This is a genomic window from Lysinibacillus sp. RC46, assembly GCF_041262385.1.
GTDB lineage: Bacteria > Bacillota > Bacilli > Bacillales_A > Planococcaceae > Lysinibacillus.
In genome coordinates this window covers 1-22,369 of the sequence record NZ_JBGCCF010000002.1, presented here as the reverse complement: position 1 = coordinate 22,369, position 22,369 = coordinate 1, and the positions used below count along the sequence as shown (strand labels likewise).

The following is a 22,369-nucleotide window of genomic DNA, read 5'->3' as shown; positions in this document are numbered from 1 at the left end:
GTTGCAAAATGCTTTTAATATACAAAAGTAATTCCGAAGGTAAATTTGAGCAAACATCAAATATTGGATATAACAGTTGGCTTCATCTTGAAGCGCCAACATCTAGTGAAATTGAACGTGTAGTGGCAGCTCTTGCCGTTTCAAGAGATTTTTTAACTGATTCACTTGATATCGAAGAACGCCCGCGAATTGAAGAGCGCAACGGAGCGGTCTTGATGGTTATTCATGTCCCGTACGATCAGTTAGATGTCGAGAGTTCTTCTCAAGACGTGAAATATCGAACTATTCCTCTGGGGATTATTCACACAAAAAATCATATGATTACGATATGTAATGGAGAGCTGCCTTTCATGAAAGATTTGTTTAATGGCGGGATGACTCTTTTTGAGACACATTTGAAAACGCGCAACACTTTAAATATATTAAGCATAACAGCTCGGGCATATATTCATTTTTTAGCTACAATTGAACGGGAAATCACATTAGCAGAAAAAGAACTTGCCAAATCATATTGTAATAGTGAGCTATACACACTACTTTACTTGAATGAAAGTCTTATATACATGGTAACATCACTTAAACAGATGAAATTTACGATGCAAAAAACATTACAGGGTAGTAATATCAAATTAGATGATGATGATGCAAGTATTTTAGACGATGTGCTTATTGAAATCGATCAAGCATATGAAGTGACGGAAATTAATCAAACGAATTTAAATAATATTATGGATGCATATGGTAACGTAATTCAAAACAACGTAAGTCAAGTACTTAAATTACTTGCTTCATTTACAATCATAATATCGGTGCCGATGTTAATTGCCAGTATTTATGGGATGAATGTGCCTCTACCTTATCAAAATGCATCTAATGCATTTTGGGTAGTAATCGTCGTAATGGTCTTGTTAACAGGAATGTCTACCTTCGTTTTTTACAAAAAAAATTATTTCTCGCGATAGCATAAAAAGTGAGCTTAGTTAGGATTAGCAATTATAGTGCGAATTTGACAGAAGGAAATATTTTTTTTATAATTCTCGTTAGAAAATTGTAAAAAACGATGATGGAAAAAGTACGTATTTGTGCGTGTAAAAGAAAGGGATTTCTTGGCTGGAAAAATCCTCACAATAGCAAGTACCGAAAGCTACTCCAGAGTGCAGTTAATCCCTGCCGTTCACTTACGTTACAAGTGCTAAAGAGGTAAGTATACTTTTACTTACAACTAGGGTGGTACCGCGAGACAAATCACAAGTCCTCGTCCCTTTTTTGGGGATGGGGGCTTTTTTATGTTTATCTGCGTGAAAGCTTACGCCAAGGCAAAATTGATTTGCGGATTCATTTCGTGATTTTTACAAAACATATAGGGAGGAACTTTTCAAATGAAAGCAGTAGAAATTCGTCGCATGTATTTAGAATTCTTTAAAGAAAAAAGTCATCATCATGAACCATCAGCACCACTTGTGCCAATCAATGACCCATCATTACTTTGGATTAACTCAGGTGTTGCAACACTTAAACCATATTTCGATGGTCGTATCATTCCAGAAAATCCACGTATTACAAATGCCCAAAAATCAATTCGTACAAATGATATTGAAAACGTAGGTAAAACGGCTCGACATCATACATTTTTCGAAATGCTAGGAAACTTCTCAATTGGGGATTACTTCAAAAAAGAAGCTATTCATTTCGCTTGGGAATTCTTAACGGATAAAAAATGGATGGACTTTGATCCAGAGCTTTTATCTATTACGATCCATCCTGAAGATCAAGAGGCGTATGACGTTTGGCATAACGAAATTGGTATTCCTGAAGAGCGTTTAATCCGACTTGAGGGGAACTTCTGGGATATCGGTGAAGGCCCATCTGGTCCTAACTCAGAAATTTTCTATGACCGTGGGGAAGAATACGGTTCAGATGAAAATGATCCAGAAATGTATCCAGGTGGTGAAAATGAACGCTATCTTGAAATTTGGAACTTGGTGTTCTCTCAATTCAACCATAATCCTGATGGCACATATACGCCGCTTCCAAAACAAAATATTGATACTGGTATGGGTCTTGAGCGTATTGTATCAGTTGTTCAAAATGTTCCAACGAACTTTGATACTGATTTATTCATGCCTATTATTGAAAAAATCGAGCAATTAGCAAATCGCAAATACAAACGTCCAGGTGAAGTAGCGTTAAGTGAAATCTTCGGTTCAGAAGAAGATATCAATACACCATTTAAAGTTATCGCGGACCATATTCGTACAGTAGCGTTTGCCATTGGTGATGGTGCTCTTCCTTCAAATGAAGGTCGTGGTTATGTATTACGTCGTTTACTACGTCGTGCAGTGCGCTATGCAAAACAAATCGGCATTGAAAAGCCATTTATGTTTGAATTAGTACCAACTGTTGGTGAAATCATGAATGATTTCTACCCAGAAGTAACGGAAAAATGCGAGTTTATCCAACGTGTTATTAAAAATGAAGAAATTCGCTTCCATGAAACATTAGACGGTGGTCTTGCTATCTTTAACGAAGTAGTAGAAGCTCAAAAAGCAGCTGGCCATGACTATATTCCAGGTGCAGATGCATTCCGTTTATATGATACTTATGGTTTCCCAATCGAATTAACTGAAGAGTATGCGGAAGAAGTAAGCATGAAGGTAGATCATGAAGGCTTTGAAGCAGCAATGGAAGAACAACGTGAACGCGCACGTGCAGCTCGTCAAGATGTGGATTCTATGCAAGTACAAAATGAAGTACTAACAAACTTGACGGTTGCGAGTGAATTTGTTGGTTATGATACATTAACGACAAATACAGAAATTGCAGCGATCATTGTCAACGGACAAGTGTCAAAGGTAGCATCTGAAGGGCAAGAAGCATTAGTTATTTTAGCTAAAACACCATTCTATGCTGAAATGGGTGGTCAAATTGCGGATAGCGGTGTTATTTCAAATGATAGCTTCACTGCTATTGTAAAAGATGTACAAAAAGCTCCAAATGGTCAACCGCTTCATACTGTACTTGTACAATCTGGCGAAATGCAAGTTGAAGATGCAGTGAAAGCAGTAGTTAACCGTGAAGAACGTAATTTAATTATTAAAAACCATACAGCAACACATATTATGCAACGTGCGCTAAAAGATGTACTGGGCGACCATGTTAGCCAAGCGGGATCATATGTAGGACCTGATCGCTTACGCTTTGACTTCTCTCACTTCGGACAAGTGACAAAAGAGGAATTACAACAAATTGAACGTATTGTAAATGAAAAAGTGTGGGATGATATAGAGGTCGTTATTGAAGAAAAAGGAATCGATGAAGCGAAAGCTATGGGAGCAATGGCGTTATTCGGTGAAAAATATGGCGATATCGTTCGCGTTGTTTCAATTGGTGACTACTCTATTGAGCTTTGCGGTGGTATTCACGTAAAACGTTCTTCTGAAATTGGCTTCTTCAAAATTGTTTCAGAAGGTGGTATAGGTGCAGGTACTCGTCGTATCGAGGCTGTGACAGGTAAAGTTGCTTATGAAGCGGTAAAAGAGGAAGAAGCTCTATTAAACGAAGCTGCAGCATTATTAAAAGCAAATTCAAAAGATCTTGTGACAAAAGTACATGCGTTACAAGCCGACTACAAAGATTTGCAACGTGAAAATGAGGCATTATCACAAAAAATCGCGAATGCACAAGCAGGCGCAATTGTGGACGCAGCGCAAACTTTTGGGGATGTAACTGTTTTATCTACGAAAGTTGAGGCGAAGGACAATAATCAACTGCGTCAAATGATGGATGACTTGAAAGCAAAAATGCCTAAAGCTGTTATCGTTCTTGGTGCAGTCGATGGCGAAAAAGTTATGCTATGTGCTGGTGTAACAAAAGATTTAGTTGGTGGTAATTACCACGCAGGAAATATCGTAAAAATGGTAGCAGAAGCATGTGGTGGTAAAGGTGGCGGTCGTCCAGATATGGCGATGGCAGGTGCGAAAGAAGCGTCAAAACTTGATGAAGCACTACTTTCTGTGTATGATTATGTTAAATCCATTTAATTAATACGCCAAAACATGTTATAATAAAGAGAAATTGGAGATGAGCTTTTGCACATCTCCTTATTTCTGAAAGCGAGGTGCTGGTCATGAGTTCATTTGATCAAACTATGAAATTTAATTTTCCAGAAGAATCAATGGAACAGGAAGTCAAGCAGGTAATGTTGAAAGTACATTCTTCATTAGAGGAAAAGGGATATAACCCTATCAATCAGATTGTCGGTTATTTACTTTCTGGTGATCCGGCGTATATTCCTCGCCATCAGGATGCTCGTAATTTAATTCGCAAGCTTGAGCGTGACGAAATTCTAGAAGAGCTTGTTAAGTTTTATATTAAAAAGAACAACGAGGACTAGAAATGAGAATTATGGGATTAGACGTTGGGTCAAAAACTGTTGGCGTTGCTGTTAGTGATGCTTTAGGGTGGACGGCCCAAGGGATTGAAACCGTAAAAATTGATGAAGCTAACGGCGAGTTCGGCATTGACCGAATAGCCGAGCTAGTGAAGGAGTATGTTATAACAGAATTTGTTGTAGGATATCCGAAAAACATGAATAATACGGTGGGACCACGTGGAGAAGCTTCTGAAAACTATAAAAAGCTTTTAGAAGAAACATTTTCACTACCGGTCAAGCTTTGGGATGAGCGTTTAACAACGATGGCTGCTGAGCGTATGCTAATCGAAGCAGACGTGAGTCGCAAAAAGCGTAAGCAAGTCATTGATAAAATGGCTGCTGTGATGATTTTACAAGGCTACTTGGATAGCAAAAATTAATTGATGAGGTGACAACTACATGGCACAAGAGCATAACCATGAAGAAGAATTACATGTACAACACATTACAGTGATTGACGAGAACGGAAATGAACAGCTTTGTGAAGTAATTCACGTACATGAATCAGCTGAATTTGGCAAATCATACGTATTTTACTCTATGGTAGGCGCAGAAGAAGATGAAGATGGCTCTGTAGAAATCTTCGTATCTTCATTCGTTCCATCTGAAAATGGTGAAGATGGTGAATTAACACCAATCGAAACTGAAGCAGAGTGGGATATGGTAGAAGACGTATTAAACGCTTTAGAGGATGAAGACGAAGAATAATCATCGTTCTTTATAAGTGTGGAACAAGGATGGCACAAGCACTCCTTGTTCCTTTTTTACTTTAGAAAGAATAAAGCTGTTTCATCACCGAAAGTTGTGGATGACATTTTTTTAACTTCTTTCAAATGTTTTTTGTATCGAAAGCGTAGCGACAGGTACAGAAGTCTCCACCTATATAGATGGTGAAATGAATGTGTATTTAAGTTATTTTTCAGCTGGTGTCCAAACCCGCTGAGATAGAGGAACTCAGTCTAAGAACGCCACGTCCTGTGGCAACGACTGAGTGACCAACATCATGTTGGCCTAAAGACTCCGGACGCAATTATGCTGAGGCATAATTGATTATATACCCTGTATATTAGTTGATTGGAGTGGAGGCTGGGCGACTCCTTGGGGATCAGCGATAGAGGAACAAAGGCTAAAACCATCACGTCCAGTGATAACGCCTTCGTGACCAACATCGTGTTGGCCCAAGCGGCTCATCGGACGCCCCCAGGAAGCTTTGCTCTGTGCGAAAGCGAAGCGACAGCAACAATTGTTTTATCTGCGCGAAAGCAAAGCGTCAGCTACAAAGCGCCCAGCCGGAACGGAAATCAACCATACGTTATGGTGTTGAGCCATATAGCTGTGAGGTTATGTGAGACTATGACGAATCCAATGAATTTAAGATGATATTTTTGTGTTACCCAAAAAATGACTCGTATCAAAGTTGGAAACATAATTAAGTCTAATTAAGGAGGAAATTATATGAACGAAGAAACGCAAGAATTTCTTATAGTAGGGGAAAATGGCAAGGAGCAAAAGTGTCGTGTTGTCTTCACTTTCGATGCAGATGAAAAATCATATGTATTGTTTTCGTTAATCGACGAAGGCGGTAATGAAATTCCTGGAGACATTTCTGCTATGACATTTGATTATGATGATAACAATGGAGAAATGACAAATCTACAGCCTGTAGAAACAGATGCAGAGTGGGAAATGATTAATGAGGTAGTCCTGACACTTCTAGACGAATTTGAAGAAGAGCCGCAACTATTTACAATAACAGATGAGGATGGGGCAGATCAGGTCTGTGAGGTTATTCATACATTTTCATCAGAACAATTTGGCAAATCCTATGTACTTTATGTTCTGGCAACGGACGAGCCAATAGAGGAGCGAGATATTTTTGCTTCACAATTCGTATCTGGAAATGACGGAACGATTGATGAATTATTACCGATTGAAACAGATGAAGAATGGGCATTTGTTGAAGATGTATTAAATGAATTATAATTAGAACTCCGAGTGGTTAAATGCTACTCGGATTTTTTTTATTTCGTAGCTTGTAGAGTATTAATAGAATATTTCTATCTCGTATGTAAAAATATTCTATTCTAAAATTAAATTTGCATATTTTCGAGCTAATTTAGTTATTTTTCTAGACAAAACGGAATTTTCAACTTGTTGTTTTGTCTGAATTTTTAAATATTTACAGATAAAATGTAATATCGAGCGTTGACCAAACATAAGTAAACAGATAAGATTTATTTTAAATTAAAACCAAGTAAATTAATTCGAAAAGGAGGAAATTAAATGAGGACTATATGGGGACTACTAGTTGGTGTATTAATAATAGGTTTGCTGGTAGGTTGCACAAACAAAGGGGAAGCGAGCAAAGATGAAACAGTAACGTTAAAGGTGGGGGCAGCCAATGTGCCACACGCTGAAGTACTAGAGTATTTAGCAAAGGATCTTGAAAAAGATGGTGTGAAATTAGACATTACTATTTTAAAAGATGCTGTTCAAACAAATCAGCAAACAGCAGATGGTGAACTAGATTTTAACTATTTTCAACACATTCCCTTTTTAGAACAAACGAATAAAGAAAGCCATTTATATTTAGTGAGTGTAAAAGGAATTCATATTGAACCATTTGGTGTGTACTCTAAAAAAATTAAAAATATTAATGATATACCGCAAAATGCAAAAGTTTCCGTCCCAAATGATGTCGTCAATTTTTCTCGAGCTTTACTACTATTTCAAAATAATGGACTAATTGAATTAGATAAAACAAAGGAAAATGATTATACAGTTGAGGATATTACAAAAAACGAAAAAAATATTCAATTTATCGGTGTCGATTCTCAGTTATTGACTCGTTCATTAGATGATGTAGATGCAGCGGCTATTAATACGAACTACGCCTTAGAAGGGGGCTACAACCCTATGAAGGATGCTCTTATTATAGAAGGTCCAGAATCGCCATATGTCAATATTGTTGCGACGACAAAAGAAAAACAAAATGATCCAGCGATTCAAAAAGTCGTTAAATGGCTGACAAGCGAAAAGGCGCGTACCTTTTTTGAAGATCAGTATAAGGGGGCTGTCGTTCCAGCATTTTAACTTCTTTTAAAAGTCGAGAGTAGTCGAAATGAAATGCTAAGGAGGTAGACGTGAAATGATTGAATTTATCGAAATGACAAAGGAATTTCAGGTAGGAACAACCGTTGTAACGGCATTAAATAACATTAATTTAACGATTCAAAAGGGTGATATTTTTGGTGTTATCGGCTTTAGCGGTGCTGGTAAAAGTACATTAATACGGACAGTGAATTTATTGGAGGAACCAACATCTGGTCGCGTTCTTGTGAATGGCAAAGAGCTGACAACATTAAACAAAAAGCAGCTTCGCGAGGAAAAGAAAAATATTGGTATGATTTTTCAACACTTCAATCTTCTTCGTTCAAAGACTGTCTTTGAAAATATTGCGATGCCTTTAGTATTAAGTGGCGTAAAAAAATCAAACATTGAAGGTCAAGTAAGGGAGGTTTTGTCGTTTGTCGGTTTACAGGACAAAGCCGAGCGCTACATCGATGAGCTGTCAGGTGGACAAAAGCAGAGAGTGGGCATTGCTCGTGCACTTGTCACAAAGCCAACAATTTTATTATGTGATGAGGCGACGTCTGCTCTTGACCCGCAAACGACTAAATCTATATTAAAGCTACTAAAGCGAGTAAATATCGAGTATGGCATTACCATTTTAATGATTACGCATGAAATGGAAGTCATAAGAGATATTTGCAATCGTGTAGCTGTTATGGAAAACGGACGAGTTATTGAAACAGGCAATGTACTTGAAATTTTTTCTGCACCACAAGAGGAGACGACTAAAAGCTTTGTACAATCGGTAGTTCGAGATGACATTCCACAATCTGTCTACGAGCAATTAAAAACGATAGATCAATCTAAAAAGATTTATAACCTGAAATTTATAGGTGTAGACGTTGGGCAACCAGTTGTCTCTCAAGTAGCGAAAAAATTTGATGTCGATGTCAATGTACTGTTTGGCAATATTACAGAGCTACAAGGGATTCCCTTTGGTAATTTAATCGTTGAACTAGTTGGTACAAATAAAGAAATAGACAAGGCACATCAATTTATTCAAACGAAAGATATTCAAATAGAGGAGGTTATTGCACATGAAGGTGAGCTCGCAAATCATTATCGACGCAGTGCTAGATACGCTGTACATGGTTAGTATTTCGTTATTTTTTGGAGCTATTTTGGGCTTTATTTTAGGGATAACTTTAGTTGTGACGAGAAAAGGGCATATTCTTGAAAATAAAATAATCTTTTCAATCATTAATCCAATCGTCAACACCCTGCGCTCCATTCCGTTCATTATTTTGCTAGTTGCTATCATTCCATTTACACGTTTACTCGTTGGAACAGCAATAGGAACAACAGCTGCTATTGTACCGCTTGTCTTGCATATAGGGCCATATATATCAAGATTAATAGAAAATTCATTATTGGAAGTGGATGAAGGCATTATTGAAGCAGCGAAGGCGATGGGTGCCTCTCCACTTCAAATTATTCAAAAGTTTTTGCTACCAGAAGCCTTCCCCTCTTTAATATTAAGTGTCACGACTGCAACAATTGGGCTTATTGGAGCGACTGCAATGGCAGGGGCAGTTGGAGGCGGTGGCCTTGGTGATGTAGCCATTACTTACGGCTATCAACGCTTTGACAATGTAACGATTTTAGTAACAGTGGTGATTTTAGTAGTACTAGTACAAATCATTCAAAGTATTGGAAATAGTCTTGAGCGAAAATTACGCAGAGTGTCATAAAGGAGAATTTTGATATGAGGAAACTAAATTATCTATTAAGTTTAATTGCATTACTGTTCCTACTAGTTGCTTGTGCAAAAGCAGATGAAAAAGATACTGTGAAGGTTGGTATCCGTAGCTCGGAATTGAAAACATGGGAGTATATAAAAGAACAGGCTGCAAAGGAAGATATTAACCTCGATTTAGTGACATTCTCAGCACAATACGACCCGAACCAAGCATTGGCGGAGAGAGAGGTTGATATCAATGCGTTTCAGCATGTCGCTTACTTAAATTTATTTAATACAAATAACAGAACAGATTTACAGGCGATTGGCACAACAATTATGGCTCCGATAGGCTTATATTCAAACAAATATAAATCTTTGGATGATATGAAAGAGGGAGCGAAAATTGCTGTACCAAATGATCCTTCTAACTGGGGTAGAGCTTTATTGCTGCTACAAGAATATGGCTTATTGACGGTTACGGATAATTTTGATGGTAATGGTGGAGAGGACCGAATTAAAGATAATCCGAAAAAATTAAACATTTTACCAGTAGATGGTGCGACGACACCGAGGGTTATGGAAGATGCCGATTTTGCGGTCATTAATAATGGGGTTGCCGTCGAAGCAGGCTTACTATTGAAAGATGCCATTATTCATGAGAATGAAACGGCGAAGCCATTTATTAATGTTATCGTGGCAAGGCCTGAAGATAAGGACAATAAGACATTTTTAAAAATTGTTGACATCTATCAGCGTGAAGAAACTGCCAATTTCATTAAAGATATTTCTAATGGCAATTATATTCCTATAAAAATGCCATTAGATGAATTAGCTACATGGAAAGACTTTTATCTTCATTGATCAACACTGTATTGGCCTATTGCCTCTGTTTATTTGTGCGACAGCGAAATTGATTCATATTAAGGGAGATGACGAGAAAATGACTAAGAAAAAGGAGTTAAAGCTTGCGTTATATTTAATTGGGGCAGGAATGCATGTGGCAGCTTGGAAACATCCGTCTGCAAAAGTTAATGCAAGCATCGATATTAATGCATTACAAAAGGCGGCGCAAATTGCTGAAAAGGGCAAGTTTGATATTGCTTTTGTTGCGGATAGTTTAGCGATCAATCATGAATCACATCCACATATTTTAAATCGCTTTGATCCTCTTATACAGATTACAGCTTTAGCAGCTGCGACAACCAAAATCGGACTTGGGGCAACTGCATCAACCACATATAGTGAGCCATATGTGTTAGCAAGGCAGCTAATGTCCGTAGATCATATTAGTAATGGTAGAGTCGGTTGGAATCTAGTGACAACAGCAGATGCTACAGGGCATACGGCTTTAAACTTTAGCCGTGACAAGCATTGGGAGCACGATCATCGCTATGAACGTGCGGAGGAATTCATCGATGTAGTGCAGTCATTATGGGATTCATGGGAGGACGATGCTTTTGTCTACGACCGTGATCATAATATTTTTTATGATCGCAATAAAGTACATGAGACCGCTTTTAAAGGTAAATATTTATCAGTGAAAGGTCCGTTGAATATTGCACGTTCCGTTCAGGGTCAGCCTGTTATTGTGCAGGCTGGTGCTTCAAAACCAGGGCAAACATTAGCAGCGCGAACAGCGGAGGTCGTTTTTGTTCATTGGGACGATATAGGGAAGTCCAAGGAGCATTATCGCCACTTAAAGGCACAGCTTGCTCTCTTTGGGCGCACCGATGAGGAGTTACTTGTGTTACAAGGGATATCGCCAATTGTGGGGGATACGGAGGAAGAGGCCATTCGTAAGTATAATGAATTACAAGCGTTGATTGACCCATATGAGAGCTTAAAATTTGTTTCGGGTTATATGGGGAATGTTGATTTCTCAAAATACTCGTTAGATACACCTGCAATCGAAGTGGATTTTCCTGAGGTCAATAGTATTCAAAGTCATTTTTATGAGCATTTGGAGATTATCAAAAAAGAAAATTTAAAAGTCGGTGAATTATATGCGCGCCTTTTTGGCCCTGCAAAGCGTGATGCCTTTGTTGGGACAGCAACGCAAATTGCCGATGAGATGGAACGTTGGATTACAGAAGAAGCGGCAGATGGCTTTATGTTACAGTTTCCTTTATTGCCACGCGATTTAGAGGATTTTGTGAACAAGGTTGTGCCAATTTTACAAGAGCGTGGTATTTATCGTAAAGAATATACAGGATCCACACTTAGGGAACATTTAGGACTGAAAAAACCACAAAATAGATTTACTAAAAGCAAGGTGACTCATTGATGAGTGATGTTTTTATTCGAAATGAACGTGAGCAGCAGTTAGTTCAATATGCTTCTAAATTGGCACAACAAATTGACGAGACAGCTGGTAAATATGATGAAAGTGGAGAGTTTCCGTTTGAGCACTTTAAAATTTTAGAGGAAGCTGGCTATTTTAAATTAACGGTGCCAAAAAAATACGGCGGTGAGGAAATTTCCCTTTATGAAATGTTATTAGTACAGGAACAATTAGCAAAAGGAGATGCTTCTACTGCATTGTCTGTTGGGTGGCACTTATTAACTTTTTTAAATGTTCGTGAGGCGAAGACATGGCCTGAGCCTATATTTACGGAATTGTGCCATAAAGCAGTTAAAGAAGGTTCTCTCTTAAATATTATAAATAGCGAGCGAGGGAAGGGAAATATTTCTCGTGGAAGTTTACCTGGAACAATTGCTAAAAAAGTGCCTGGAGGCTATATCATTACAGGTGAAAAGGCTTTTGCTTCCTTAGCCCCAATATTAAAACAATTTACGATTATCGCCTATATTGAAGAAGAAAATTTAACAGCGGAATTTTTAATAACCAAAAATGATCAGGTAGAGGTTATTAATACATGGGATGCGATGGGAATGCGGGCAACGGGTAGTCATGACATTATTTTTCATGAAACGTTTGTTCCAGAGGAGGCATTGCTATACAAACATCGTCCAAATGAAGTGAATCGTTTTTTAGCTGATGGTCGCGTCTACTCGTTAGAAATTCCAGCTGTTTACTTAGGAGTTGCGGGTGCAGCTCGGGATTATGTAATTGATTTTGCTAAAAATACCTATTCATACAGCTTAGAAAATACAATCGCACACGCTAGTCATGTCCAACAAAAAATGGGTGAAATAGAAGTGCTATATCGCACAGCACGCCGAACATTGTATAGTATTGCAGCGCAAGTAGAACAAAATCCAGCGATTAAGGATCAGCTTTCTGAAGATGTTAGTATTGCAAAGTATGTTATTTGTAACAATGCGATTGACATCGTAACAAAAGCAATGCAAGTTGTTGGGGGACGAAGTCTATCTAAAGCTAATAAATTACAGCGACTTTTTCGAGATGTTCAATGTAGTCGTTTTAATCCTCCAGCTGATGATGTAGTTATTGCACAGCTTGCAAAGGGTTTGTTAATCGATGTCAAACAAGAAGCTTTTCAATTATAGGGATCACTTGGATCACTTTAATTTCATACAGCAATTATTTTCTGTAGCGAAAGCGAAGCAAATCAAAGCAAAGCAAAGCAACAACAACACACGACTGAGTGACCGACATCGTGTCTGCCCTCGTGCAGGCAAAAGCACAAAGCCGATTCTGAACGCACTTATGCCGAGGCAAAATTGATTTTGATATAGTAAGTTTTCCAACCGTTGACGTGAGGAGAATATTATTGAATCTGCTAACGATATAGTTGGCAGATTTTTGCTTTTCTACTGAAGGGCTTTCCGTTCCTAATTTGCCAACCTATCCATCTAGATTTCTATATTGTTTTAGTTTGTTGACTGTAAATCAACTTTGATTTATTATATTTATCTTTTTGTCGCAATCTATTTTTAAGTGATCTATTTTTACTGATTTTCTATTTCTGTTTGTCGTGAAAGTTGATTTCTAGTATGATAATGGAGTGATAGGGGGGAAACCCGTGAATAACGGTTCGAAAAAACAAGAAATGTTTGCAAAAATGCAAGAAAGAAAATCCGAGGTAAAAATTGTGAGAAAAATCGTTGCTATTGTAGCAATTGCTTTTGTTCTAATATCAGGGATTGTCGGTATACTTGGTTATAGTTATGTGAAGAGTGCTTTAAAACCAGTGGATCCAGATGCAACTAAAACAATAGCAGTTGAAGTACCAATAGGCTCAACTTTAAGCTCTATTTCAACTCTATTAGAGAAGAAAGGGGTTATTAAAGATGCTCGTGTTTTTAAATATTATGCTAAATTTAAAAATGAATCCCAGTTCCAAGCAGGGAACTATGATTTAACACAAGCAATGACATTGGATGAGCTAATCGAAAGTTTAAAAACAGGGAAGGTTTATCGTACGCCAGTCTTTACAATGACAATTCCTGAAGGTTTAACACTTGAACAAATTGGTGATATTGTGGAAAAGAAAACGCCTTACACTCAAAAAGAATTTATGGACTTAGTAACAAGCGATGCGTTTGTACAACAAATGAAGGCTAAATACCCTGAGCTTGTGACAGATGCGGTTTTAGCTGATAATATTCGATATGATTTAGAGGGCTATTTATTCCCTGCAACTTATTCTTATTTCGAAGAAAAACCATCATTAGAATCGATTGTAGACGAAATGGTAGGAGCAATGAACAAGGTTGTGAAAAATTACAACGATGCTCTAACTGAAAAGAAAATGTCAGTACATCAATTATTAACATTTGCTTCATTATTGGAAAGAGAAGCCACTGCCCAAACAGATCGAGAAACGATTGCGAGCGTATTCTATAACCGTATCGATCAAGGGATGCCATTACAAACAGATCCAACTGTTTTATATGCACTTGGTTCCCATAAAGATCGTGTCCTATATAAAGATTTAGAAGTAGATAATGCCTATAATACTTACAAAAATAAAGGCTTACCACCAGGTCCTATTGCGGGTGCAGGGAAAACTTCGATTGAAGCAGTGCTTAATCCAAGTAAAACGGACTATAAATACTTCTTAGCGGATAAAAAAGGTGTCAACCACTTCTCGAAAACGTATGATGAACATTTACTGAAAGTAGATAAATATATAAAAAAAGCAGAGTAAGTACTTTAAATAGAAAAAATAAATAGCAATAATGTGGATAGAAGGAAAGAAAAATAGCTTTCCTTCTATTTTCGTGCTATTATAAATTGTGATTTTTAATCTATCCGCATGGAAAAAATTCAATCAGTCCGTTAATGCGGAATAATATACGTGGTGGCAATTGTTTGGAGCTTATAAAACAATTGCTCATTTTTGTATGACGAAGTACCAAGACATCACGTTTGGTCTTTTTCTTTTTGTTGCTAAATGATGAACTACAGACAACGAGTATTGCTCGTTGCCTTTTAACTTCTTCAGCAAATGTCTTATGTAGCGAAAGTGAAGCGTCAGCTACAAATGTCATATGAGCGAAAGCGAAGCGACAGGTACAAGTGTCTCCCGCCTCTATTGGCGGGGAGATGAATGCGATTTTAAGTCACTTTTCAGCTGTGTACAAATATCCGCTGAAAGAAGTTAAAGCCTCCGGCGGATGTCACGGAAATCGGAAAGGAATTCTTAGAGGATGTTAGCCTAAAATCATCGCATCCATGCGATAACGGCTAACTGACCTGCATCGGTAAAAGCGCCACGTCCTGTGGCATTATCGAAATGACCAACATCGTGTTGGCCCTCGGTAAAAGCGCCACGTCCTGTGGCATTACCGAAATGACCGACATCGTGTCGGCCCTCGTGCAGGCCTAAACACAAAGCCGATTCCAGACACAATTATGCCGAGGCATAATTGATATGAGGGTGAACTAAAAAAATGGAATTATCAGATGCATATATACAATCATTTATTCAACCACGTAATGAATTGCTTTTAGAAATGGAAGCATTTGCGGAGGAGAATCATGTACCGATTATGCAACTTTCAGGCATTGATGCACTAAATCAACTGCTACGTATTCAAAATCCGTCGAAAATTTTAGAGATTGGTACAGCAATTGGTTATTCTGCAATAAGAATGGCAGAGGCTTTACCAAATGTGCAAATCGTTACAATCGAACGTGATGCAGAGCGTGTTACAAGAGCAAGGGCTTATATTGAACGTTCTACAGTATCAGATCGTATTACAGTCATTGAGGGTGACGCCTTAGAAGTGAATGATGAAGCAATTCAAACGACCTTCGATGCAGTTTTTATCGATGCTGCAAAGGGACAATATCAACGCTTTTTTGAAAAGTATGCGCCTCTTGTAAAATCTGGCGGAGTTCTGTATATCGATAATATGTATATGCATGGCTTATCAGATTTGGATTTAAAAGATGTTCCGCGTCGTAAGCGTACAATGATTCGCAATTTAAAAAACTTCACCGAATGGATTATGCAGCACCCTGATTATACAAGTGCATTTTTACCAGTTGGTGATGGTTTATTATTATGTTTGAAGAGGTGACTATTATGAAAAAACCTGAATTGCTTGTTACACCGCAATCAGTGGACCATGTAAAAGACCTTTTACAGGCTGGAGCAGATGCTTTTGTCATTGGCGAACAACAATTTGGTCTGCGCCTAGCAGGAGAATTTTCTGTAAGTGAAGTGGAAGAGGCTACAAAGCTAATTCATGCAGCGGGTAAAAAGGTTTATGTTGCGGTAAATGCGTTATTCCATAATGAAAAATTGGATGCGCTTGCCGAATATTTAAAAGAAATGCAACGTATTGGTGTCGACCGTTTAATTTATGGTGATCCAGCAGTATTAATCATCCGCCGTGAGCAAGGTGTAACAATACCGCTACACTGGAATCCGGAAACGACTGCAACGAACTGGTTTACTGCAAATTATTGGGGAAAACGCGGGGCAACTCGTGCAGTGCTTTCACGTGAACTTTCTTTAGATGAAGTGCTAGAAATTAAAGAAAATACAGAAGTAGAGATTGAGGTTCAAGTACATGGAATGACATGTATGTTCCAATCAAAACGTCCATTACTAGGCCATTATTTCTTATATCAAGATAAAGTAATGGAAATTGAAAATCGTAAGGAAAATCGCAATATGTTCATTCACGATGATGAACGTAATAATAAATATCCAATTTATGAGGACGCTAATGGTACTCATATTTTCAGTCCAAACGATATGTGCATTATTGATGAGCTTGGCGAATTATTCGAAGGTGGCATTGATGCATTGAAAATTGAAGGTGTTCTTCAAACGCCAGAATATGTGAACACAGTAACAGAAGCTTATCGTCAAGCAATTGACACATATTTTGACGAATCAGAAGATGCGTATGAAGATATTAAAGATGATTTATTAGCTAAAATTGAAGATATTCAGCCTGCCATCAGACCTCTTGATACTGGCTTTATCTTCAAGGAAACAGTTTACTAGGAGGTGGCAAGAACATGGCATTAGTATTAGAACAAAATGACAAAATCCGTGAGATTGTAGACGGTAAACGTGTCATTACAAAAAAACCAGAGCTACTTGCCCCTGCAGGTAGTTTAGAAAAATTAAAAGTAGCAGTTCATTATGGAGCAGATGCTGTATTTATCGGTGGACGAGAGTTCGGTCTACGTTCAAACGCAGATAACTTCTCAATTGAAGAAATGCGCGAAGGTGTTGAATTCGCCAATAAATACGGTGCAAAAATATATGTTACGACAAATATTTTCGCCCATAATGAAAATATGGACGGCTTAGAGCAATATTTACAAGATATTGAATCTGCAGGTGTTACAGGCATTATTGTAGCGGATCCACTAATCATTGAAACATGCCGTACAGCTGCACCAAAGCTTGAAATTCACCTTTCTACACAGCAATCTTTATCGAACTGGAAGGCAGTACAGTATTGGAAAGAAGAAGGCTTACATCGTGTAGTATTAGCACGTGAAGTGGGCGGCGAAGAAATGAAGCTGATGAAGGAAAAAGTCGATATTGAAATTGAGGCATTCGTTCATGGAGCAATGTGTATAGCCTATTCTGGTCGTTGTGTACTTTCAAATCACATGACTGCTCGTGACTCTAACCGTGGTGGTTGCTGTCAATCTTGCCGCTGGGACTATGATTTATATGAGCTAGAAGATGGCGAAGAAAAGGCACTTTTCGATGATAATCATGCACCTTTTGCAATGAGTCCGAAAGACTTAAAGCTGATTGAAGCAATTCCACATATGATTGAGCTTGGTATTGATTCATTAAAAGTAGAAGGTCGTATGAAATCCATTCATTATGTGGCTACAGTTGTTTCAGTGTACCGCAAAGTGATTGACGCTTATTGTGCTGACCCTGAAAATTTCAAAATTAAACGTGAATGGCTCGAGGAACTAGACAAATGTGCTAACCGTGATACTGCTGAAGCATTCTTCCATGATGCCCCTGGCCACGAGGAGCAAATGTTTGGTGTACATGGCCGCAAAACGACTTATGAGTTTGCAGGTTTAATTTTAGAGCATGACCCAGAAACGAAAATAGTTACAATGCAACAACGCAACTATTTTAAACCTGGTGATGAGGTAGAGTTCTTTGGACCAGAAATCGAAAATTTCCGTCTTACAATGGGTGAAATTTGGGATGAGGATGGCAATAGCTTAGATGCTGCACGTCATCCACTACAAATTGTTAAATTTAAATGCGATACACCATTAAAACCACATAACATGATGCGAAAGGAGAATAATTAATGGCAGCAAAGCGTCCAGTCGTCATCGGAATCGCTGGTGGTTCATGCTCGGGAAAAACGAGTGTGACCCGTGCTATTTATGATGTTTTCCGCGATCATTCAGTAGTTGTAATTGAACAAGATTTTTATTATAAAGATCAAAGTCATTTAACGTTTGAGGAGCGTTTAGGTACAAACTATGACCATCCGTTAGCGTTTGATAATGATTTGTTAATTGAACACATAAAAAAATTATTGGTCCGTCAACCAATCGAAAAGCCAGTATATGATTATGTGCAGCATACAAGAGCTAAAGAAGTTATTCATGTAGAGCCTGTTGATGTTATTATACTAGAAGGTATTTTAGTGTTAGAAGATGCAGATTTGCGTGATTTAATGGACATTAAATTATTTGTAGATACGGACTCAGATTTACGTATTATTCGTCGTATAATGCGTGATATTAAAGAGCGCGGACGTACAACAGATTCTGTAATCGATCAATATTTATCGGCAGTGCGTCCAATGCATAATCTATTTATTGAACCGACGAAACGTTATGCTGATATTATTATTCCAGAGGGCGGGGATAATGAGGTTGCGATTGATTTAATGGTAACTAAGATTAAAACTATCCTTGAAACCGACAACGTATTGTAATAAGATAGAGTGGTATTGACAATATTTACATGCATATCTGTACATATTTCAGAAAGGCATGCATACTATTAGGTCAAAGAGTAATTTGAAACCGTTTAAAAATAATAAAATTCGATTAAGTGCATCCTACTAAGCCACTTAATCGAGTTTTATGTTTTTATATTGACGAAAACAAGGAGTGAAGAACTTTGGCAAACGAAAAACAGTACCCAATGACAGCTGAAGGTAAAAGAAAATTAGAAGAAGAATTAGTGAAATTAGAAACGGAAACACGTAAGGAAATCGTAGAACGTATTAAAATTGCGCGTGATTTCGGGGATCTTTCTGAAAACGCTGAGTATGATTCTGCAAAAGAAGAACAAGCCTTTTTAGAAGGTCGAATTTCTACATTAAAATCTATGATTCGTAACGCAGTTATTATTTCTGAGGACGAAACAGACAACAGTGTTGTATCACTAGGGAAAACGGTTACATTTGTAGAAGTTATTAATGGGAAACCATCAACAGATGAGGAATCGTATACAATTGTTGGTTCGGCTGAGGCAGATCCAATGGAATTCCGTATTTCAAATGAATCACCAATTGCTAAAGGCTTGCTAGGCCGTGCTGAAGGCGAAGAGGTTGTCGTTCAAACACCTGGTGGTGAAATGAAAGTTAAAATTATTTCAATAAAATAATTTTGGTACAAGCAGTTAGCTAATCTTTTCAAAAGAGAGCTAGCTGCTTTTATCTTCATTTAGCATTGTCTGTGCGCAAAGCGAAGCGACAGCAACAACAACGCCAATGAGATATGGATTCTTGAATCTACACTTTCTATGTAAGCTTTTACATCGATGGTAAAAATCTGGTTCATCACCAAAAGTTGTAGGACTTTTGTTAAAACGTATACTATGTAAATAAGTTGATTGGAGTGGAGGCTGGGCGGCTCCTTGGGGATTAGCAATAGGGGAACGAAGGCTAAAACCATCACGTCCTGTTATAACGCCTTCGTGACCAACATCCTGCTGCTGCCGCTACGTTAGCACTACGCTTTCGCGCAAAAAAACATCTGTTGCCCCAAGCGGCTCATCGGACGCCCCCAGGAAGCTTTGCTCTGTGCGAAAGCGAAGCGTCAGCAACAACAAAGCGCCCAGTCGGAACGGAAATCAACCACACGTTTTGGTGATAATACAAAAATCTATTAGAATATACGTCGAGATGTCTATATTTTTCTCTATGAAAAAATATATGAGCACAATTATTTTGCAAGTACTGTTGAACTTGATAGAATATTGGCTAGAGAGGGGGAGACTTCATGAGTGAACGAAAAACTCGAAGCAGTCGTCATTTGCAGCCATCTCGTAATAAAAAGCTAGATAAACTATTGAATGTTTTAATTGGTATTGTCGTGATATTAATTATTATAACAGCAACATTTGTGTTTAAATGGCAGGATGATGCAGGAAAGGCTGAGAAAGACGAGCCAATACAAGAGCAGAAGAACGATAAAAAAGATGTGAAGGAAGAGCCTTCTAAAGAGCAAAATAATGATGAATCAGCTCAGGAGGAAAAACCAGCAAAGGAAGAGCCTACAGAAGAATCTCAAACATCTGAACAGGACACTACTACTGAAACTACTTCAGATAACCCAATTGTTGACAAGGTCATAACAAATAAAAATTGGGAACCTACACCTACAACACAAACAGGTCAGCATGTGTCTTCTTACGATGATGGATCAGTAGACTGGGCTGAGAAGGTAGCAACAGTTGCGGCAGTTACAGGCATCGAAAAGGACAATATGATTATCTGGCGTATGGGAAATAACGGTAGCGCTAATTCGGCTATTGCAACAGTTTCAACGAGTGATAAGACAAAAATGTATCGTGTTAGCATGGAATGGGTCGACAACGAAGGCTGGACACCAGTAAAACTTGAGCAACTAAATACATTAAACGGAGCCTATTGACGAAAATAACTCGTTTTATTATTTTTAATAGAGTTGAATAAAGAAGGGAAGTAACAGAGAGATGAAAATTGCAGTAATCGGCGCAATGGAAGAGGAAGTAGAGCTTTTACGAGCATCATTAGAGCAAGCAAAAAGCACAACAATCGCAGGCAGTGAGTATACAACAGGAACTTATAAAGGGAAAGAGGTAGTTTTATTAAAAAGTGGTATTGGTAAAGTAAATGCCGCAATGTCAACTACTATTCTATTACATGAATTCAAGCCTGACGTAGTCATTAATACGGGCTCTGCCGGAGGCTATGATGAAACTCTTGAAGTTGGCGCAGTTGTTATTTCAGATGAAGTTCGTCATCATGATGTAGATGTAACAATTTTCGGTTATGAAATGGGGCAGATGGCAGGTATGCCAGCAGCTTATAAATCGGATGAAAAACTTATGAAAGTCGCTGAAGAGGCAGTAGAGGCTGTAGGAGAGCACCAATATGGTATTGGCTTAATTTGCTCAGGTGATGCCTTTATGAATGATCCTGTTCGTGTAGAAGCTGTTCGTCGTCATTTCCCACAAATGAAGGCAGTGGAGATGGAAGCAGCTGCTGTTGCACAAGTATGTTATCAATTTGGTACTCCGTTTGTTGTTATTCGTGCTTTATCAGATATTGCTGGAAAAGAATCGAATCTTAGCTTCGATGAGTTTTTACCAGTAGCTGCTAAGCATTCCACACAAATCGTACTAAAAGCTATCGAATCATTATAAAGTCTAAAAATCTGTGAAATAAACTACACAAAATAGTCAAAATGAGTGGCTTTTAGTGTGAGAAAAATCACAGTTTAAAGGTCTCACTAATGCTAAACTGATGTTAAATAAATCTCTTCATATTTAGATGGGAGGCATTCATAATGCTATTTTTAACAGCAGGTGTAGTCATTATAACAATGTTACTCGGTACACTTATTTCAGTAGAACTATCAGAATCTGCAGAATAAAAAACTCTCTTGCGATTGAAAATTAAAGTGTACCCTTTGTAAAGGACATTTTAAAAAAAGCTCTAGGCAACTTGAAGAAGATGAAGTCTGTATTGTGCAGGCGTCATCTTTTTTAAGTTCCATTGACCCCGATAATGATTGTAATAGGTCATATAACTTTTGATTTCTCGTATGACATCTTCTAGTGTTTCACATGATTTTAAATCTGTTTCATCTTTAAAATGCCCAAAGAACGATTCTTGAGGAGCGTTATCCCAACAGTTACCTCGACGTGACATGGATTGATTTAGTCCCATTTCCTTTACAAGCTTTTGGAATTGGGGATTGGTATAGTGGAAGCCTTGATCCGAGTGGATGAATGCATTTTCTGCTAGTTTGATACCATTCTTCTTCAAATTCCTTAGTGTATTTAGGGCGATATCTAGCGTTATTTTATCAGATACTTCATATGCCAGAATTTCATTGGTTTCCGCATCTTTAATTGTAGACAAGTAGGCGCGTTTACCTTTTCCATAACTCAAATAGGTGATGTCTGTTAATAATACTTTCCCAGCTACCCCTTGCTTAAATTGGCGGTTTAGCAGGTTCGGTAATGTCCGATGTTCCTTTGTCGCTTTGGCCATTCGTCGATATAGATTGGCTTTTCGAATGGGGCAAACGATTTGAAACTTCTTCATAATACGACGAATACGTTTCAAGTTATAGGTGATTTGATACTGTTGTTCTAACGTCATTTTAATTTGACGAGCTCCTTTTGGACGTCGACGGAAATAGAAAGCTTTTAAAATGATTTCTTTGACTTTCTCATCTGCTTGATGGAGTGTTTGTCTTTTCATTTCTGCCTCTTCTGTGAAGTAACGATAGTAGC

General features: G+C 38.0%; 22 protein-coding genes and 1 other annotated feature. Of the genes, 20 read left to right on the top strand and 2 right to left on the bottom strand.

Annotation, left to right across the window (positions count from 1 at the left end):
* The first annotated feature begins 8 nt into the window (after window positions 1-8).
* From ABH966_RS02015 to ABH966_RS01995, 5 genes are all read left to right on the top strand, one after another.
* The gene (locus tag ABH966_RS02015) at window positions 9-962 is read left to right on the top strand and encodes a magnesium transporter CorA family protein (protein ID WP_370075363.1); all 954 of its coding nucleotides are present in this window, start codon (window positions 9-11) and stop codon (window positions 960-962) included.
* 89 nt (window positions 963-1,051) lie between these two features.
* Window positions 1,052-1,266: a binding site (T-box leader), on the top strand.
* Between the two features lie 113 nt (window positions 1,267-1,379).
* A complete protein-coding gene (alaS, locus tag ABH966_RS02010; protein WP_370075362.1) occupies window positions 1,380-4,040 on the top strand; it encodes an alanine--tRNA ligase in 2,661 nt (886 codons plus the stop codon).
* An 86-nt stretch (window positions 4,041-4,126) separates the two neighbouring features.
* The gene (locus ABH966_RS02005) at window positions 4,127-4,393 is read left to right on the top strand and encodes an IreB family regulatory phosphoprotein (protein WP_004226839.1); all 267 of its coding nucleotides are present in this window, start codon (window positions 4,127-4,129) and stop codon (window positions 4,391-4,393) included.
* Window positions 4,394-4,395: 2 nt separating this feature from the next.
* Window positions 4,396-4,812 carry a Holliday junction resolvase RuvX gene (gene ruvX / locus ABH966_RS02000; RefSeq protein WP_370075361.1) on the top strand — a complete coding sequence of 139 codons (417 nt, stop codon included), beginning with the start codon at window positions 4,396-4,398 and terminating at the stop codon, window positions 4,810-4,812.
* Between the two features lie 19 nt (window positions 4,813-4,831).
* Complete coding sequence (locus tag ABH966_RS01995) at window positions 4,832-5,140, top strand: DUF1292 domain-containing protein (RefSeq protein ID WP_370075360.1); 309 nt, start codon at window positions 4,832-4,834, stop codon at window positions 5,138-5,140.
* A gap of 342 nt (window positions 5,141-5,482) precedes the next feature.
* Here the strand turns inward: ABH966_RS01995 and ABH966_RS01990 are convergent, their stop codons facing one another.
* Complete coding sequence (locus ABH966_RS01990; RefSeq protein ID WP_370075359.1) at window positions 5,483-5,623, bottom strand: hypothetical protein; 141 nt, start codon at window positions 5,621-5,623, stop codon at window positions 5,483-5,485.
* Between the two features lie 264 nt (window positions 5,624-5,887).
* Between ABH966_RS01990 and ABH966_RS01985 the strand changes: the two genes are divergently transcribed.
* The 15 genes from ABH966_RS01985 to mtnN all read left to right on the top strand — a co-directional run bounded on the left by ABH966_RS01985 (window position 5,888) and on the right by mtnN (window position 21,271).
* Window positions 5,888-6,415, top strand: coding sequence for a DUF1292 domain-containing protein (locus tag ABH966_RS01985; RefSeq protein ID WP_370075358.1), 528 nt, complete (start codon window positions 5,888-5,890; stop codon window positions 6,413-6,415).
* A gap of 300 nt (window positions 6,416-6,715) precedes the next feature.
* The gene (locus tag ABH966_RS01980; protein ID WP_370075357.1) at window positions 6,716-7,525 is read left to right on the top strand and encodes a MetQ/NlpA family ABC transporter substrate-binding protein; all 810 of its coding nucleotides are present in this window, start codon (window positions 6,716-6,718) and stop codon (window positions 7,523-7,525) included.
* Between the two features lie 55 nt (window positions 7,526-7,580).
* Complete coding sequence (locus ABH966_RS01975; RefSeq protein ID WP_370075356.1) at window positions 7,581-8,660, top strand: methionine ABC transporter ATP-binding protein; 1,080 nt, start codon at window positions 7,581-7,583, stop codon at window positions 8,658-8,660.
* A complete protein-coding gene (locus tag ABH966_RS01970) occupies window positions 8,602-9,255 on the top strand; it encodes a methionine ABC transporter permease (protein ID WP_049667732.1) in 654 nt (217 codons plus the stop codon). The genes ABH966_RS01975 and ABH966_RS01970 overlap by 59 nt, the downstream gene beginning before the upstream one ends.
* Before the next feature lie 14 nt (window positions 9,256-9,269).
* On the top strand, window positions 9,270-10,106 hold the full coding sequence (locus tag ABH966_RS01965; RefSeq protein WP_370075355.1) for a MetQ/NlpA family ABC transporter substrate-binding protein: 837 nt from the start codon (window positions 9,270-9,272) through the stop codon (window positions 10,104-10,106).
* A 79-nt stretch (window positions 10,107-10,185) separates the two neighbouring features.
* Window positions 10,186-11,529, top strand: coding sequence for an LLM class flavin-dependent oxidoreductase (locus ABH966_RS01960; RefSeq protein WP_370075354.1), 1,344 nt, complete (start codon window positions 10,186-10,188; stop codon window positions 11,527-11,529).
* A complete protein-coding gene (locus ABH966_RS01955) occupies window positions 11,529-12,716 on the top strand; it encodes an acyl-CoA dehydrogenase family protein (RefSeq protein ID WP_370075353.1) in 1,188 nt (395 codons plus the stop codon). The genes ABH966_RS01960 and ABH966_RS01955 overlap by 1 nt, the downstream gene beginning before the upstream one ends.
* A 476-nt stretch (window positions 12,717-13,192) precedes the next feature.
* A complete protein-coding gene (gene mltG, locus ABH966_RS01950; protein WP_370075352.1) occupies window positions 13,193-14,320 on the top strand; it encodes an endolytic transglycosylase MltG in 1,128 nt (375 codons plus the stop codon).
* 745 nt (window positions 14,321-15,065) lie between these two features.
* Window positions 15,066-15,698 carry an O-methyltransferase gene (locus tag ABH966_RS01945; protein ID WP_370075351.1) on the top strand — a complete coding sequence of 211 codons (633 nt, stop codon included), beginning with the start codon at window positions 15,066-15,068 and terminating at the stop codon, window positions 15,696-15,698.
* A 5-nt stretch (window positions 15,699-15,703) separates the two neighbouring features.
* Window positions 15,704-16,636: a peptidase U32 family protein gene (locus tag ABH966_RS01940; RefSeq protein ID WP_370075350.1), complete on the top strand. Its 933-nt coding sequence runs from the start codon at window positions 15,704-15,706 to the stop codon at window positions 16,634-16,636.
* 14 nt (window positions 16,637-16,650) lie between these two features.
* Window positions 16,651-17,931, top strand: a complete 1,281-nt coding sequence (locus ABH966_RS01935; RefSeq protein WP_370075349.1) for a peptidase U32 family protein — start codon at window positions 16,651-16,653, stop codon at window positions 17,929-17,931.
* Window positions 17,931-18,569: a uridine kinase gene (gene udk / locus ABH966_RS01930; protein ID WP_370075348.1), complete on the top strand. Its 639-nt coding sequence runs from the start codon at window positions 17,931-17,933 to the stop codon at window positions 18,567-18,569. The genes ABH966_RS01935 and udk overlap by 1 nt, the downstream gene beginning before the upstream one ends.
* Before the next feature lie 188 nt (window positions 18,570-18,757).
* Window positions 18,758-19,246: a transcription elongation factor GreA gene (greA, locus tag ABH966_RS01925; RefSeq protein WP_049667741.1), complete on the top strand. Its 489-nt coding sequence runs from the start codon at window positions 18,758-18,760 to the stop codon at window positions 19,244-19,246.
* Window positions 19,247-19,863: 617 nt separating this feature from the next.
* Window positions 19,864-20,517: a YrrS family protein gene (locus ABH966_RS01920; protein ID WP_370075347.1), complete on the top strand. Its 654-nt coding sequence runs from the start codon at window positions 19,864-19,866 to the stop codon at window positions 20,515-20,517.
* Between the two features lie 61 nt (window positions 20,518-20,578).
* The gene (gene mtnN, locus ABH966_RS01915; protein ID WP_370075346.1) at window positions 20,579-21,271 is read left to right on the top strand and encodes a 5'-methylthioadenosine/S-adenosylhomocysteine nucleosidase; all 693 of its coding nucleotides are present in this window, start codon (window positions 20,579-20,581) and stop codon (window positions 21,269-21,271) included.
* 292 nt (window positions 21,272-21,563) lie between these two features.
* On the opposite strand, the gene ABH966_RS01910 is transcribed toward mtnN, so the two are convergent.
* Window positions 21,564-22,369 (bottom strand): IS3 family transposase (locus ABH966_RS01910; protein ID WP_370075345.1); only part of this gene is annotated, 806 nt, incomplete at its 5' end.

Coding starts and splice junctions, on each gene's coding strand:
- alaS (WP_370075362.1), top strand. CDS start 1,380: ATGAAAGCAGTAGAAATTCGTCGCATGTATTTAGAATTCTTTAAAGAA.
- ABH966_RS01935 (WP_370075349.1), top strand. CDS start 16,651: ATGGCATTAGTATTAGAACAAAATGACAAAATCCGTGAGATTGTAGAC.
- ABH966_RS02015 (WP_370075363.1), top strand. CDS start 9: ATGCTTTTAATATACAAAAGTAATTCCGAAGGTAAATTTGAGCAAACA.
- ABH966_RS01920 (WP_370075347.1), top strand. CDS start 19,864: ATGAGTGAACGAAAAACTCGAAGCAGTCGTCATTTGCAGCCATCTCGT.
- ABH966_RS01975 (WP_370075356.1), top strand. CDS start 7,581: ATGATTGAATTTATCGAAATGACAAAGGAATTTCAGGTAGGAACAACC.
- ABH966_RS01955 (WP_370075353.1), top strand. CDS start 11,529: ATGAGTGATGTTTTTATTCGAAATGAACGTGAGCAGCAGTTAGTTCAA.
- ABH966_RS01960 (WP_370075354.1), top strand. CDS start 10,186: ATGACTAAGAAAAAGGAGTTAAAGCTTGCGTTATATTTAATTGGGGCA.
- ABH966_RS01940 (WP_370075350.1), top strand. CDS start 15,704: ATGAAAAAACCTGAATTGCTTGTTACACCGCAATCAGTGGACCATGTA.
- ABH966_RS01990 (WP_370075359.1), bottom strand. CDS start 5,623: ATGAGCCGCTTGGGCCAACACGATGTTGGTCACGAAGGCGTTATCACT.
- ABH966_RS01945 (WP_370075351.1), top strand. CDS start 15,066: ATGGAATTATCAGATGCATATATACAATCATTTATTCAACCACGTAAT.
- ABH966_RS01965 (WP_370075355.1), top strand. CDS start 9,270: ATGAGGAAACTAAATTATCTATTAAGTTTAATTGCATTACTGTTCCTA.
- ABH966_RS01985 (WP_370075358.1), top strand. CDS start 5,888: ATGAACGAAGAAACGCAAGAATTTCTTATAGTAGGGGAAAATGGCAAG.
- mtnN (WP_370075346.1), top strand. CDS start 20,579: ATGAAAATTGCAGTAATCGGCGCAATGGAAGAGGAAGTAGAGCTTTTA.
- ABH966_RS01980 (WP_370075357.1), top strand. CDS start 6,716: ATGAGGACTATATGGGGACTACTAGTTGGTGTATTAATAATAGGTTTG.
- ruvX (WP_370075361.1), top strand. CDS start 4,396: ATGAGAATTATGGGATTAGACGTTGGGTCAAAAACTGTTGGCGTTGCT.
- ABH966_RS01995 (WP_370075360.1), top strand. CDS start 4,832: ATGGCACAAGAGCATAACCATGAAGAAGAATTACATGTACAACACATT.
- ABH966_RS02005 (WP_004226839.1), top strand. CDS start 4,127: ATGAGTTCATTTGATCAAACTATGAAATTTAATTTTCCAGAAGAATCA.
- ABH966_RS01970 (WP_049667732.1), top strand. CDS start 8,602: ATGAAGGTGAGCTCGCAAATCATTATCGACGCAGTGCTAGATACGCTG.
- udk (WP_370075348.1), top strand. CDS start 17,931: ATGGCAGCAAAGCGTCCAGTCGTCATCGGAATCGCTGGTGGTTCATGC.